Annotated in this window: 12 protein-coding genes; 7 read left to right on the forward strand and 5 right to left on the reverse strand. The window is 69.1% G+C overall.

What is annotated here, in order from left to right; genetic code table 11:
* Positions 1-33 precede the first annotated feature (33 nt).
* The gene (locus BLT25_RS01220) at positions 34-561 is read right to left on the reverse strand and encodes a YbhB/YbcL family Raf kinase inhibitor-like protein (RefSeq protein WP_091041125.1); all 528 of its coding nucleotides are present in this window, start codon (positions 559-561) and stop codon (positions 34-36) included.
* A 69-nt stretch (positions 562-630) separates the two neighbouring features.
* On the opposite strand from BLT25_RS01220, the gene cobA reads away from it, so the two are divergent.
* From cobA to BLT25_RS01245, 5 genes are all read left to right on the forward strand, one after another.
* Positions 631-1857, forward strand: a complete 1227-nt coding sequence (gene cobA / locus BLT25_RS01225; RefSeq protein ID WP_091041127.1) for a uroporphyrinogen-III C-methyltransferase — start codon at positions 631-633, stop codon at positions 1855-1857.
* Positions 1858-2163: 306 nt separating this feature from the next.
* Positions 2164-2967: a TrmH family RNA methyltransferase gene (locus BLT25_RS01230; RefSeq protein ID WP_091041129.1), complete on the forward strand. Its 804-nt coding sequence runs from the start codon at positions 2164-2166 to the stop codon at positions 2965-2967.
* A 244-nt stretch (positions 2968-3211) separates the two neighbouring features.
* Positions 3212-3919 carry an NUDIX hydrolase gene (locus BLT25_RS01235; RefSeq protein ID WP_256328394.1) on the forward strand — a complete coding sequence of 236 codons (708 nt, stop codon included), beginning with the start codon at positions 3212-3214 and terminating at the stop codon, positions 3917-3919.
* A 38-nt stretch (positions 3920-3957) separates the two neighbouring features.
* Complete coding sequence (locus BLT25_RS01240) at positions 3958-5145, forward strand: 5'-methylthioadenosine/S-adenosylhomocysteine nucleosidase family protein (protein WP_091041131.1); 1188 nt, start codon at positions 3958-3960, stop codon at positions 5143-5145.
* Positions 5142-7163: a hypothetical protein gene (locus BLT25_RS01245; RefSeq protein ID WP_091041136.1), complete on the forward strand. Its 2022-nt coding sequence runs from the start codon at positions 5142-5144 to the stop codon at positions 7161-7163. The genes BLT25_RS01240 and BLT25_RS01245 overlap by 4 nt, the downstream gene beginning before the upstream one ends.
* Before the next feature lie 100 nt (positions 7164-7263).
* Here the strand turns inward: BLT25_RS01245 and BLT25_RS01250 are convergent, their stop codons facing one another.
* The 4 genes from BLT25_RS01250 to BLT25_RS01265 are packed head-to-tail and all read right to left on the reverse strand — an operon-like array spanning position 7264 to position 12023.
* Positions 7264-8874 (reverse strand): glycoside hydrolase family 13 protein, encoded by a 1611-nt coding sequence (locus BLT25_RS01250; protein WP_091041139.1) that lies wholly within the window; start codon positions 8872-8874, stop codon positions 7264-7266.
* 15 nt (positions 8875-8889) lie between these two features.
* Entirely contained in the window at positions 8890-9753 is an 864-nt protein-coding gene (locus BLT25_RS01255) for a sugar ABC transporter permease (protein ID WP_091041146.1), read from the reverse strand.
* The gene (locus BLT25_RS01260; RefSeq protein WP_091041148.1) at positions 9737-10735 is read right to left on the reverse strand and encodes a carbohydrate ABC transporter permease; all 999 of its coding nucleotides are present in this window, start codon (positions 10733-10735) and stop codon (positions 9737-9739) included. The genes BLT25_RS01255 and BLT25_RS01260 overlap by 17 nt, the downstream gene beginning before the upstream one ends.
* A 19-nt stretch (positions 10736-10754) precedes the next feature.
* Complete coding sequence (locus tag BLT25_RS01265; protein ID WP_091041149.1) at positions 10755-12023, reverse strand: extracellular solute-binding protein; 1269 nt, start codon at positions 12021-12023, stop codon at positions 10755-10757.
* Between the two features lie 154 nt (positions 12024-12177).
* Here BLT25_RS01265 and BLT25_RS01270 point away from each other — a divergent pair, with 154 nt between their 5' ends.
* Together BLT25_RS01270 and BLT25_RS30640 are read left to right on the forward strand one after the other, a co-directional pair.
* Positions 12178-13221: a LacI family DNA-binding transcriptional regulator gene (locus BLT25_RS01270; RefSeq protein WP_256328395.1), complete on the forward strand. Its 1044-nt coding sequence runs from the start codon at positions 12178-12180 to the stop codon at positions 13219-13221.
* A gap of 41 nt (positions 13222-13262) precedes the next feature.
* Complete coding sequence (locus BLT25_RS30640) at positions 13263-14234, forward strand: GNAT family N-acetyltransferase (RefSeq protein ID WP_176883526.1); 972 nt, start codon at positions 13263-13265, stop codon at positions 14232-14234.

The raw sequence follows: 14234 nt of genomic DNA on the forward strand, positions 1-14234 counted from the left end.
GACGGGAGCCCTGGGGCTCCCGCCGTCGGAGGCTCAGTGCTGGTAGGTGCCCACCACGACGGCGCGGGCCAGCGCCTTGAACGCCAGGTTGAAGGAGACGACGGCCGGGGTGACCTCGTCGTTCACTCCCAGCGTCTCCTCGCCGACGGCGTGGACGACGAAGTAGTAGCGGTGGACCTGGTCACCGGCCGGGGGAGCGGCGCCGCCGAACTCCTTGGTGCCGAAGTCGGTCGCGACGTGGAACGCCTTGCCCGGGAGCTCGGCGGTGCCGGCCCCGGCACCGGCGGGCAGTTCGGTCACGTCGGCGGGGACGTCGACCAGTGCCCAGTGCCAGAAACCGCTGGGGGTGGGCGCGTCGGGATCGAAGCAGGTGATGACGTACGACTTCGTGCCCGCGGGTGCGCCGCTCCAGCTGAGCTGCGGGGAGGTGTTGCCGCCGTCGTAGACCTGGTCCTGCTTCAGCGGCTGGCCGTCCGTCACGTCCTCGCTGGTCAGCGTGAAGGACGGCAGGGCGGGCATGAGCGAGTAGGGATCCGGCTTCACCGGACGATCGAGTGCCATGCCCACCAACGTAGTCCGCGAATCGACCCGTTGTCAGGCCGCGCCCCGGTGTTGGGCGAGGATGTACCCATGAGTTCTGAGCATGCCGTTCCCTATCCCGCCGGTCTCATCCTGGAGGGGCGCAGGGTGGTCGTCGTGGGTGGCGGCCGGGTGGCGCAACGGCGCGTGCCTGCGCTGATCGCCTCGGGGGCGCGGGTCGAGGTCGTCTCGCCGTCGCTGACCCCCGCCCTGGAAGGGCTGCTCGGCTCGGGCGAGATCACCTGGCACCGGGCCCGCTTCTCGGCCGACGTGCTCGACGGCGCCTGGTACGTCATCGCCGCGACCCAGAACGCCGACGTCAACGAGGAGATCTCGGCCGCCGCCGAGGAGCGACGGATCTTCTGCGTACGCTCCGACGACGGCACGCAGGCCACCGCCTGGACCCCGGCGACCGGACACGATGGCGACCTGACCGTCGCCGTGCTGGCCAACCGTGACCCGCGGCGCTCCGCGGGCGTGCGTGACCGGATCCTCGACGGACTGCGCTCCGGTGACCTGATCGCTCCGCACGAGCGTCAGCGCGTGCCCGGCGTGACCTTGATCGGTGGCGGCCCGGGTGACCCCGGGCTGATCTCGGTCGCCGGCCGCAAGGCCCTGATGGAGGCCGACATCGTCGTCGCCGACCGGCTGGCGCCGCGAGAGCTGCTCTCCGAGCTGCCTGCCGACGTCGAGCTGGTCGACGTCGCCAAGCTTCCCCGCGGCCGCTCTGCCCAGCAGGGGGAGATCAACCGGATCATCGTCGAGGCGGCCCTGGAGGGGAAGGCGGTCGCGCGCTTCAAGGGCGGCGACAACTTCATCTTCGGCCGCGGCTTCGAGGAGGTGCTGGCGTGTCGTGAGGCCGGCGTGCCGGTCCACGTCATCCCCGGCCTGACCTCGCCGGTGACCGTGCCCGGTGTCGCTGGGATCCCGGTGACCCACCGCGGCGTCGCGCACGAGTTCACCGTCATCTCCGGCCACGTCCCGCCGGGCGACCCCACCTCGCTGACCAACTGGTCCGCCGTCGCTCAGCTCGGTGGCACGCTGGTCCTCCTGATGGCCGTCCAGAACGCCCCGGCGATCGCGACCGCGTTGCTCGATGGCGGTCGCTCCGCGTCGACCCCGGTCGCGGTGATCTGCGACGGCACGATGCCCACGGAGCGTACGGTCCTGGCGACCCTCGAGACCCTCGAGAAGACCTTGGCCGACGAGAACGTCCAGCCCCCGGCGATCATCGTCGTCGGCGAGGTCGTCCGCGTCGCCCACCCCGACTCTTTCTGACCCAGATTCAGCGGGTCGGCTATCCGTCGGTTCGTTGCAATGAGTCGGCTCTTGGGTTGCCGTGTGAGCCAGTAGTCCGAGGGAGTATCCCTCCGCACCAAGCCGGGCTCCGCTGAGCTGTTGCGGGTCCTTCGTCAGGGTATACCGGTCAAGGATCACATCCCCAGCGGACCTCCGCACGGGATGTGACCCTTCGACTACATACCTCGACGAAGGTTCAACCCTGGTCGTCGGGCATAGCCGGAGGAATCCATCCGCTCCTCCGCGTGAGCACGGGATTTCTGGTGGCCCTAGGCTTGAACCCTCATGGCCCACTTGATCGAGATCTCCGACCCTGCCGATCCTCGGCTCGCCGACTATCGCGATCTTCGCGACGTCGAGCTGCGAAAGTCGCTGGAGTCGTCCGAGGGACTCTTCCTGGCGGAAGGCGAGAAGGTCGTACGCCGCGCCGTGGCCGGTGGCTTCGAGCCGCGCTCGTTCCTGATGGCGCCCAAGTGGCTTGACGGGCTCGCGGACACGCTCGCGACGACCGACGCGCCGTGCTACGTGATGAGCGAAAAGGCCGCCGAGGAGGTGACCGGGTTCCATGTGCACCGCGGTGCGCTGGCATCGCTGAAGCGTAGGCCGCTGTCGTCGGTCGACTCGGTGCTCGAGGGTGCCCGCTCGGTCCTGGTGCTCGAGGACATCGTCGACCACACCAACGTCGGCGCGATCTTCCGGTCGGGCGCCGCGCTCGGGTTCGACGCGGTGCTGCTGGCGCCACGCTGCGCCGACCCGCTCTACCGCCGCTCGATCAAGGTCGCGATGGGCGCGGTCTTCGCGCTGCCGTGGACCCGCCTGCCGGACTGGTACGAAGCGCTCCCGTCCCTCTCCGCCGCCGGCTTCACCACCGTCGCTCTGACCCTGGCCGACGACGCTGTCGACATCGAGAAGGCAGTCGAGGGCGTCGACAAGGTCGCTCTCGTCCTCGGCTCTGAGGGCCACGGCATATCCCCGCGCTGGCAGCAGGCCGCCGACCGTCGCGCCATCATCCCGATGTCCGCCGGCATCGACTCCCTCAACGTAGCCGCCGCCACCGCCGTCGCCTGCTACGTCACCGCCCGCCGCTGACCGGTCGAGCCGTCACTCCGGTCGGCCGAGGCGTCACTCCGGTCGGCCGAGGCGTCACCGAGGTGCCGCCTCGGCCGACCTAAGTGACGCTTCGGCAGTTTGGTGCCGATATCCGGAACAAATGAATGAGAATGGAAGCGAACATCAAGATATCGCCTTAAACTTTTTATTGTCATTACGACAAAAAGGGGGGGGGTGATGATGAGTGCCCGCGAACACGTCACGAACTCGACCGTCGGTCTTGGTGGCGGTGGACCTGGTGATCCTCACGATGCGTGGGACGAGCTTCCAGGTGCTGCTGATCGAGCGAGGCAACGAGCCTTTCCGTGGTTCGCGCGCACTCCCGGGAGGATTCCTCAAGCATGTCGAGGAGGACGTCCGAGACGCAGCGCTGCGTGAGCTGCGCGAGGAGACCGACTTGGACGGGGCGGGGCTGCACATCGAGCAGCTCGGCTTCTACGGCAGACCCGATCGCGACCCACGAGGACGCGTGGTGTCGGTGGTCTATCTGGCCATCGCGCCGGGGCTGCCCGAGCCGGTGGCCGGGACCGATGCGACACAGGCGGCCTGGGTCCCGGTCGAGGAGGTGATCTCGGGTCGGGTGAGGCTGGCCTTCGATCACCAGCAGATCCTCGAGGACGCGATCGAGCGGGCACGTACGAAGCTCGAGCACACCTGCCTCGCGACGGCGTTCTGCGCCGAGACCTTCACCATCTCCGACCTTCAGCGGGTCTATGAGGCCGTATGGGGCATCGGTCTGGATCCCGGCAACTTCTACCGCAAGGCCCAGCGTGCGCAGGGCTTCATCGAGCCGGCAGGGGGCGAGCGCAGGACGACCGGAGGCCGGCCGGCGCGCCTGTTCCGGGCCGGGCATGCCTCGGTGCTCAACCCACCGATCATCCGTCCCCACGACACCGCCTCACACCGAGTAACACCGGGTCACACCGCGTGAGACCGACAACCGAGTTCCAACCACACCAAGGAGAAGCCATGACTGAGCCACGGGTAGCCGTCGTGCTGACCGCCCTTGATATCGAGTACGACGCGGTGCGCGAGCATCTCGTCGACCCCGTGCCCGAGCGTCCGGAGTCGGGAACCCACTACGAGATCGGCACCGTGCGCGGCACGTCCTGCCGGGTCGTGATCGGCCGGACCGGTGCCGGCAACAAAGCGGCCGCAGCGCTGGCCGAGCGCGCGATCAACCGCTTCCGACCGGTCGCGCTGCTCTTCTCCGGCGTCGCCGGTGCGCTTCGCGACTCGATCGAGCTGGGAGACGTGGTCGTCGGCTCCAAGATCTACGCCTACCACAGCGCCGCCGGGGAGGACCACGGCCTCCGGGCGCGACCGGAGTCGTGGAAGCTGGACCACGCGGTGAGCGAGGAGGTCCGCGAGATCGTCCGGCGACGAGACTGGATCAAGCGACTCCCGGCCGGCTCGAGCCTCCCGGCAGTCATGTGTGGCCCCATCGCCGCCGGTGAGGTGGTCCAGAAGTCGCGGATCTCCCAGGAGGCGAGATGGATCAACCAGCACTACAACGATGCCGCGGCCATCGAGATGGAGGGTGCAGGCATCGCTGAGGCGGGTCACCTCAACCGCCTCCCGGTCGGTGTCGTACGCGGGATCAGCGACCGAGCCGGCGGCGACAAGACGGTCGGCAACGATCTCCACTGGCAGCCGCGCGCCGCGGCCAACGCGGCGGCGTTCACCATCGAGCTCGCGGTCGCCCTGCTCGAGGCGTCGCCGGTCGTCCCGCGCGCCCGTGCGGGGGCCGACAGGGTGTCCTCGGAGCGGGACGGCGTACGTCCCGGGGGCGGCGGCAACGTCTCCAACATCAACGTCGGCGGCACCGTCGGCGCCCAGGGTCACACGCTGGGGGCCACCACGCTGCAGATGGCGCCTGCGATCCACCGGGGCGCCGAGGCGGAGCTCGCCGAGATCATCGCGGACCTGCGGGCGCTGCTGATCATGCATCACGCTGCCGGGGACCTCGACAGAAGGACGTACCAGGCTGCCCGTGGGGAGCTCGAGGTCGCCGAGTCGCTCGCGAACCAGGAGGACGATTCCTGCCGGACCGAGGCGATCCTCGCCTTCAAGAAGCTCAGCGGGATCGTCTCCGACACGGCCGCGGTCGCAACGAAGGTGGCGCTCGCGGTCGCTGCGCTCCAGGGGCTGGCATGAGGACGGGGGACTCCGGCCAACCCGGACCCGGCGCGGCGCACAACATCGCCCAACCGGGCAGCATCGTGGAGAACCAGGCCTACGAGATCCACCACCACAACCGCCACTTCCACATCACGCCCGAGGACACCGCCGAGCAGCGCTACATCGTCGGGCGGCGCTACCTCGAAGCGGGTTCCCCGCGGCGAGCCGAAGAGCTGATCAGCGAGGCGATCAGGCGCCGCCACGACCAGGCGGAGGTTCAGTTCCACTGGCTGCTGGCGATGTTCAGCAAGCGGTCCTTCCGCGATCTCGGCGAGGACGAGCGTGATCGGCTCAGAGCAGCGATGCTGACCTTCGACTTCTACGACCCCGAGGATCGCTACACCGATGCCCTGCAGGCGCTGGGTCTGCTGATCCAGCACCTGCTCGACGGCGCGACCGGTGATGCGGTCGCGGCCGAGGCAGCGCTCCACGAGCTGGACGAGGACCTCCTCGACAAGATCAGCTATCACCTCGTGGACGTGCTCGCAGGGGTCACCGCCCAGCGCCTGTGGGAGCGTACGTTGGAGCGGGCCCGGGGGGCACGGTTCGCCAACGAGCGGACCGCCCGGGCCCGGGTCTACTTCGAGCCGACGCCGGCGATGCCTCGCCGCGGCGCCCCGGCGGCTGGCTACGAAGCGCCGGAAGGACACCCGGCGGAGGTCGCCGGAGTCGCCGTGTGCGCTCTCGCCGTCAGCATCCTGGGGTGGCTGACCCTGAGCGGTGGGAGTCCGTGGGGCGTCGCCGCGCTCATGGTGCTCCTGGTGGCCGGAGCGGTCCTCGGGAGGGACCTCTTCGGCTGGATGTACCGCGCGGACCGGGTCAGCCTCAACGAGCGCCGCCACCACGGGAACGGGTTCGCCGAGGACGGGTCCCGCGACGGCAAGGGCTTCGTCTCCCAGCTGCGCCACTCGATGAACTTCTACTACGCCAGACACCGCCCGGCCGACGTGTCGGCGCAGGAGTGGCTCGACCTGACAGCAGGGGTCAGGCAGCGGCTGCGCGAGGAGCTCGCGGAGACGTTCCGCGAGCAGCGGACCTGCGCCGAGAGCCTGCACTGGCTGATCCGCTATCACGCGATCGAGGACAAGCGGAGCTTCGAGGCCGGTACGTTCCACGACCTCGGTGCCGCGAGCCGGCCCGACTGGCGAGCGGCTCTTCGCTTCCTCGGCGCTCTCGCGGTCGCGGTCGCTGCCGCGGTGGTGCTGTTCCGGGCAAGCAGTCTCGCCGGCCAGCTCGTACTCCTGGTCGTACTGGTCAGCGGGTGTCTCGCGGTGAGCGTCGGCTACCGCCTCTACCGTGCCCGCAGGAGCGCCGCCGACGACGAGGCGGAGGCGGCGGCGTTGCTCGACCGGCGCCGCCAGGAGTTCGAGCGCTGGAAACAGACCATCAGCGACCAGATGCCGACCGAGCAGGAGATGGAGACCTGGCTGCTCAGCGACATCACGGTGCTCATCGGCAAGGTGCTCGAGGAGGCGAAATGGAAGCGTTGCGAGGTCGTCTCCAACGCCGTCATCCGCCAGCCTGGACCCGGGTGGCGGCGGGGGCGGGTCGACGACGGTCCGTGGCGCTACTCGAAGTATCAGCTCCGCATCTATCTCGTCACCGTCGACGGCGTACGCGAGGTCACCGCTGATCTCGACTTCAGGACCGGCGAGATCGGGAAGGTCTCCCGGGAGAACTTCCAGCTCGACAGCATCACCTCGGTCAAGGTCATCGAGGAGGTGAACGGCGGTCGTGTGCTCGCGGTGATGCTCAACAATGGGGAGCCTCGCGAGATCCGCGTCGCCGAGGGCGTCATCGCAGCCGAGGCGGTGGGCAGCGAGGCCGACGACGGTCTGGGCGACGGCGAGACCACCCAGGCGCCGCCCGACCCGGACCTGGTGAAGCTGGTCAGGCTCAACCTGGACGCCACCGGATTCGACCACGCCCTGCGGCTCCTCGAAGGCATCGGAGCCGATGGGAAGGGCTGGATCAGGCGTCACGCCCGGGCCTGAACCTCCCCGCCGAGACGTCAGTCCGGTCGTCCGTAACGTCAGTTGCGTCGGCCGAGTTGGCACCACGCTGCCAACTCGGCCGACCGGGCTGACTTCTCGGCTAGAGCTGCCACCAGACGGTCGTGTCGCCAGGGAGGTTGGCGGAGCCGTCGGTGACGGGGACCGGGCCCACGGAGGAGAGGAGTACGTCGCCGGGGGCGGCGATGCGTACGGGCTCCTTGGTGGTGTTGACCGTGCAGGCGAAGCCGTCGCGCTCGAACCAGAGGACGCCGGCGGGGGCCTCGTCGTGCCAGGTGACCGCGTCGCCGGCACCCAGCCCGGCGGTCGAGCGGCGGATGGCGATGGCGGAGCGGTAGAGCTCGAGGGTCGAGCCGTCCACGCCGGTCTGGGCCTCGACGCTCAGCTCGCCCCACTCGGCGGGCTGCGGCAGCCAGGAGCCGCCGTCGCCGAAGCCGTAGGACGAGCCGGAGCGGGTCCACGGCAGTGGCACCCGGCAGCCGTCGCGGAAGCCGTCCTGGCCGCTGGCGCGGTGGAACGAGGGGTCCTGGCGGACCTCGTCGGGCAGGTCGGTGACGTCGGGGAGGCCGAGCTCCTCGCCCTGGTAGACGTAGGCCGAGCCGGGCAGCGCGAGCATCAGCAGCGTCGCCGCACGAGCCCGCCGGAGCCCGAGAGACCGGTCGCCGGCGGTCCGGATCTGGGTCCCCGATCCCGGCGGGTTGGCGAACCGGGTGGCGTGCCGGGTGACGTCGTGGTTGGACAGCACCCAGGTCGCCGGAGCGCCGACCGGCCGCATCGCGTCCAGCGAGCTGTCGATGACTTTGCGCAGCGCGGCGGCGTCCCAGGCGGTGTCGAGGTACTCGAAGTTGAAGGCCTGGTGCAGCTCGTCGGGGCGTACGTAGTTGGCCGACCGCGCCACGGTCGGGGTCCACGCCTCGGCGACGAAGATCCGGCCCGGGTAGTCCTCCAGCACCCGCCGCCACGACCGGTAGATCTCGTGGACGCCGTCCTGGTCGAAGAAGGGCATCACGTCGTTGCCGAGCAGGTGGAGCTGGTCCGCGTGGCCGATGGAGGGCAGGCCCTCAGCCTTGACCAGACCGTGGGCGACGTCGATGCGGAACCCGTCGATGCCGAGGTCGAGCCAGAATCGCAGGATGTCCAGGAACTCCGCGTGCACCTCGGGGGAGTTCCAGTTGAAGTCGGGCTGCTCGGGGGCGAAGAGGTGGAGATACCACTCGCCGTCCTCCACCCGGGTCCACGCCGGACCGCCGAAGATCGAGTCCCAGTCATTGGGCGGCTCCGAACCGTCCTCGCCGAGCCCGGGCAGGAAGTGGTAGCGCGACCGCATCGGCGACCCGGGACCCTCCGCCAACGCCTGCTGGAACCATACGTGCTCCGAGGAGGAGTGGTTCGGCACGATGTCGGCGATGATCTTCAGCCCGAGCTCGTGGGCGTCGGAGATCAGCAACCGAGCGTCGTCCAACGTCCCGTAGCGCGGGTCGACTGCGCGGTAGTCGGAGACGTCGTAGCCTCCGTCGGCCTGCGGCGAGGCGTAGAACGGGCTCAGCCAGACGGCGTCGACCCCCAGCGAGCGGAGGTACGGGAGTCGGGACCGAATCCCGGGAAGGTCACCGGTGCCGTCGCTGTCGCTGTCGGCGAAGCTGCGCGGGTAGACCTGGTAGATGACGGCGTCGCGCCACCATTCGGTGCTCATGAGGAGAGAAACCTTTCAGCCCTTGACGCCGCCGGCGGTCAGACCGGTGACGACGTGTCGTTGGACGAGGTAGAAGAAGATGGTCACGGGGATGGCGATGAGGACCGCGGTGGCGGCCATCAGGTTCCACTGCGCGTCGTGCTCGCTGACGAAGCTCTGCAGCCCGACCGCGAAGGTGTACTTCGAGTCGTCGAGCAGGAACGTCGAGGCGAAGGCGACCTCGGCGAAGGCGGTGATGAAGGCGTAGAACGCGGCCACCGCGAGACCCGGACGGGCCAGCGGCAGGATCAGCCGCCAGAACGTACCGAACGGGGTGAGCCCGTCGATCATGCCGGCCTCGTCGAGCTCGACCGGGATGGTGTCGAAGTAGCCCTTCAGCAGCCACGAGCAGTAGGGGACGATCGTGGTGCAGTTGACCAGGATCAGGCCCAGGTGCGAGTCGACCAGGCGGAGCTGGGAGAAGATCTCGTACATCGGCACGATCAGCACCGCGATCGGGAACGCCTGCGTCAGCAGCAGCACCCACATCAACGGCCGGTGACCGGGGAACCGCATCCGGGAGACCGCGTAGCCGGTCGTCGCCGCCGACATCACGCCGAACAGCGTCGTGCCCCCGGCGACCACGAGCGTCGACCACAGCCAGTTGAAGAAGGCGGTGTTGGTCAGCACGAACGAGTAGTTGTCCAGCGTTGCCTTCGCGAAGATCCCGCCGGGGTGGAGGTAGTCGTCCTTGTCCGGTCCCAGGGACAGGTAGACGAGCCAGACGATCGGGAACAGCGCGATCAGCGACGCCACCGTGAGGGTCACGTGCGTGCCGACGCGTGCGACGGGGCCGAGCTCTCCGCGCCGGCGCTGCTTAGTACTAGGCGAGCTGGTCATTGCGTTTCAACCACCGGTAGTAGAAGGACGTGAAGACGATCAGGATCGCGAGCAGGAGCACGCCGTACGCCGCCGACATGGCGAAGTCGCGTGGCTGCTGCCCGAACCCGAGTCGGTAGGCCCAGGTGACCAGGATCTGCGCGTCCGGCGCGGTGTTGCCGAAGAGCAGGAAGATGATCGCGAACTGGTTGAAGGTCCAGATCACGCCGAGCAGCACGACGGTCGAGCTCACCGACGACAGCCCCGGCAGCGTGACGTGGCGGAACCGCTGCCAGGCGTTGGCGCCGTCGATCTCAGCTGCCTCGTAGAGGTTCTCGTCGATCGACTGCAGCCCGCCGAGCAGGGAGAGCATCATGAACGGCACGCCGCACCAGGTGTTGACCATGATCGCGGCCGTACGCTGCCAGGTCGGGTCCTCGAGCCAGCTCGGCGAGGCGAGACCGATCGTGTCGAGCATCGAGTTGATCACGCCCGCGTCGGCCAGCATGATCCGCCAGGCGAAGACGGTGACGAACGTCGGCACCGCCCAGGGCAGGATCAGCAGCAGCCGGTACGCCACCCGCCCGCGCAGCCGCTGGTTGAGCAGCATCGCCAGACCGAGGCCGATCGCGTAGTGCAGGAGGACGCAGGTGACGGTCCAGACGATCGTCCACACGAAGTGGGACCAGAAGCGGTCGTAGGCCGCCGGGCCCCACAGGATCTCGGCGTAGTTGTCCAGACCGATGAACTTGTACGTCGCGTCGATCGTGTTGACGCCGATCGTGCGCGCCGAGTTGAGGCTGTTGGCGTCGGTCAGGGTCAGGTAGAAGCCGCGCAGGAGCGGGTAGCCGACCAGCACGCCGAGCACGATCACGACGGGCGCGACCATCGCATAGGCGTACCAGTAACGGCTGTAGGAGTCTCGCAGGCGCTGGACGGGGCGGGGCGCCCGCCGCCGAGACCGCGGGGTCTCGGCGGCGGGCGCTGGTGCTGTCAGAGTCATCGGCTCACTTAGAACTGTGTCAGTTGGAGAAGTCGGGCAGCAGGTCCGCGAAGGCCGTCTCCAGCGTGGCCAGGCCCTCGTCGAGGGTCTCGGCGCCGGAGGCGATCTTCGGGAGCTCCTGGTCCATCGGGCCCCACAGCGAGGAGTACTCGGGCAGCTCGGGTCGCGGCTGGGCGGCCGGGAGCACGGTCTGGAAGCCGGCGATGCCCGGGTCGGCCTTGACCTCGTCGGTGTAGGCGTCGTCGCGGGTCGGGAGCGTGGAGTTCTTCAGCGCGATCTGGGCCTGGGTGTCGGCCGAGGTCATGAACTTCACGAACGCCGCCGAGGCCTCCTGGTGCGCCTCGTCCGAACCGGCGTAGATCGACAGGTTGTGACCGCCGGTCGGAGCGCCGGCCTCGCCGGTGGAGCCGGCCGGGACGGTGGCGATGCCGAGGTTGTTCTTGTCGGCGAACGCCGAGCCCTTGTAGAAGTTCGTGATCTCCCAGGGACCCTGGATGATCGCGGCGACCTTGCCGTTGACGAAGGCATCCTGGATGTGGGCGTACGCGTCGGCGGTGGTGTCCGCCTTGTGCAGGCCCGCGCCGTCGAAGAGACCCTGCCAGGTGGTCAGGCCCTTCTTGGCCTCCGGGGAGGAGATGGTGATCTTCTTGGCCTCGGCGTCGACGGTGTCGGTGCCCTCGCCGTAGAGGAACGGCTGTGCGTAGTAGGCGGAGGTGGAGCCCCAGTAGCCGTCGACGCCGGTCTTCGACTTGATCGTCGCGGCGTCGGTCTTGAGCTCGTCCCAGGTCGTGGGGGCCTCGGTGATGCCGGCCTTCTCGAAGAGCGCCTTGTTGTAGACGAGCGCGAGGGTGTCGGTGACGAACGGGACACCGTAGGTCTTGCCGTCGAACTCGGCCTGCTTGATCAGGTTGGGCTGGAAGGCGTCCTTCTCCTCGAGCGCCTCGGTGTCGTCCAGCGGAGCGAGGAAGCCCTTCTGCGCGAACGCAGGGGTCCAGCCGACCTCGGCGCGCAGTACGTCGGGAGCACCGCTGGCACCGGCCGCGGTGTCGAACTTGTTCTGCGCCTGGTCGAAGGGCACGTTGACGTACTTGACCTTGATGTCCGGGTTGGCCTTCTCGAAGTCCTTGACGAGGGCCTGGTACGTCGGCGCCTCGTTGGTCGCGTTCGAGGTGTCCCACCAGGTGATGGTGACCGGGCCGTCGCTGCTGTCGCCGCTGCCGCCGCCGCATGCCGATGCCGCCAGGGCGAGCGATGCCGCCACTGCGGTGGCCACGATGCCACGTCGCATGAGTTCTCCTTCGATATGGGGCCGGGCGAGGAGTCCGCCCGGTGGTGTGACGAAGGTAACCCCGCGTCGAGGAGAATGTAAGAGCCTTTCAGCAAAAGTTGCAAACTTGCAGAAAGTTCTTGCAGGCCGTGTAGGGAGGGGGCATGATGTGACCGTGCCCATAACACCAGCCTCCGCCCGTCTTGCTGACATCGCGGCCCATGCGGGCGTGAGCGAGGCGACGGTCAGTCGCGTCCTCAACGGCAAGCCCGGGGTCGCCGCGGCCACGCGGGAGGCGGTGCTGGCGGCGATCGACGTCCACGGCTACGAGCGCCCGGTGAAGCTGCGCCAGCGCAGCGAGGGGCTGGTCGGGCTGATCACGCCCGAGCTCGACAACCCGATCTTCCCCGCGCTCGCGCAGGTCATCGCGCAGGGGCTGACCCGGCAGGGCTACACCCCGGTGCTCGCCACGCAGACCCCCGGAGGCTCGACCGAGGACGAGCTCACCGAGATGCTCGTCGACCGCGGTGTCACCGGGATCATCTTCGTCTCCGGTCTGCACGCGGACACCACCGCCGACATGACGCGCTACGAGAAGCTGCGTGCCCAAGGCGTTCCGTACGTCCTGCTCGACGGTTTCACCCCCGACATCAAGGCGCCGTTCATCTCGCCCGACGACCGCGAGGCGATGCAGCTGGCGGTCACCCACCTCGCGACGCTCGGCCACACCAAGATCGGCCTCGCCGTCGGGCCCCGCCGCTTCGTCCCGGTCCAGCGCAAGATCGAGGGCTTCGTGGCCACGATGGCCGACCGCTTCGGTCTGAGCGCCGAGGAGATCGAGAAGGGCCACATCCGCGACTCGCTGTTCACCCTCGAGGGCGGCCAGGCCGCGGCCTCCGAGCTCCTGGACGAGGGTTTCACCGCGATCGTGTGCGCGAGCGACATGATGGCGCTGGGCGCCATCCGTGCCGCCCGCTCGCGCGGCCTGCGGGTCCCCGAGGACGTCTCCGTGGTCGGCTACGACGACTCCCAGCTGATCGCCTTCACCGACCCGCCGCTGACCACCGTCCGCAAGCCGGTCCATGCGATGGGACAGGCCGCCGTCCGCGCCATCCTCGACGAGATCGCCGGCACCGGAACGCCGCACTCGGAGTTCGTCTTCCACCCCGAGCTGATCGTCCGCGGTTCCACGGCCTCCGGCCCGCGCGTCAACCCCTGACCTCCCGGAGGCAGCCCGCACGCGGCTGGCAGGATGGGCGCGTGACGATTGTGGCTGCTGCTGATGGTTCGGCGCTCGGTAACCCGGGACCCGCGGGGTGGGGTTGGTACGTGGACGAGTCCACCTGGGCCTGTGGCGGGTGGCCGCACGGGACCAACAACCAGGGCGAGCTGACCGCGGTCCTCGACCTGCTGCGGCAGACGGCGCACGCCGGCGAGCCGCTGCTGGTCTACTGCGACTCCAAGTACGTCATCAACTCGGTCACCAAGTGGATGGCGGGCTGGAAGCGCAAGGGCTGGAAGAAGGCCGACGGCAAGCCCGTCCTCAACGTCGAGATCATGAAGGATCTCGACGCGGCGATGCAGGGTCGCGACGTCCGGTTCGAGTGGATCAAGGGCCACTCCGGGCACCCGCTCAACGAGGCCGCCGACAAGCTCGCGAACGGTGCCGCGCTGGCCTACCAGCAGGGTCGTACGCCGGACCCCGGTCCGGGTTTCGCAGGGGCCGTCGAGGCGCCCGCCGTCGCCCCGCAGATCGCGCGGCCCGAGCCCGAGCCGGACGACCTGCTCGGCCTGCTGAGCGCGGTGCCGGCCGTGGGCGAGACGGGCCAGGCGTACTCCTTCTCCGTCGATCAGAACCGGATCGACCCCGACTGGGTGCACAGGATGCTCGCGCAGTCCTACTGGGCGAGCGACCGGACCCGGGAGGTGCAGGACGCGGCCAACAAGGCCTCGCGCTGCTACGGCGTCTACGACACAGCGGGCAAGCAGGTCGCCTTCGCCCGCGTGGTCAGCGACTTCGCCGCCTTCGCCTGGTTGTGCGACGTGATCGTCGACCCGGGCGTACGCGGCCAGGGGATCGGCAAGCTGCTGATCGAGGGCATCGTCGCCGACCTCGATCCCTACCGCATCCGCCGGACCCTGCTCGCCACCGAGGACGCCCACGGGCTCTATGCGCAGTACGGCTGGGAGCCGCTGCCTGCGCCTGAGCGCTGGATGATCCGGAACCTCTAG

Source organism: Nocardioides sp. YR527 (genome assembly GCF_900101045.1).
GTDB lineage: Bacteria > Actinomycetota > Actinomycetes > Propionibacteriales > Nocardioidaceae > Nocardioides.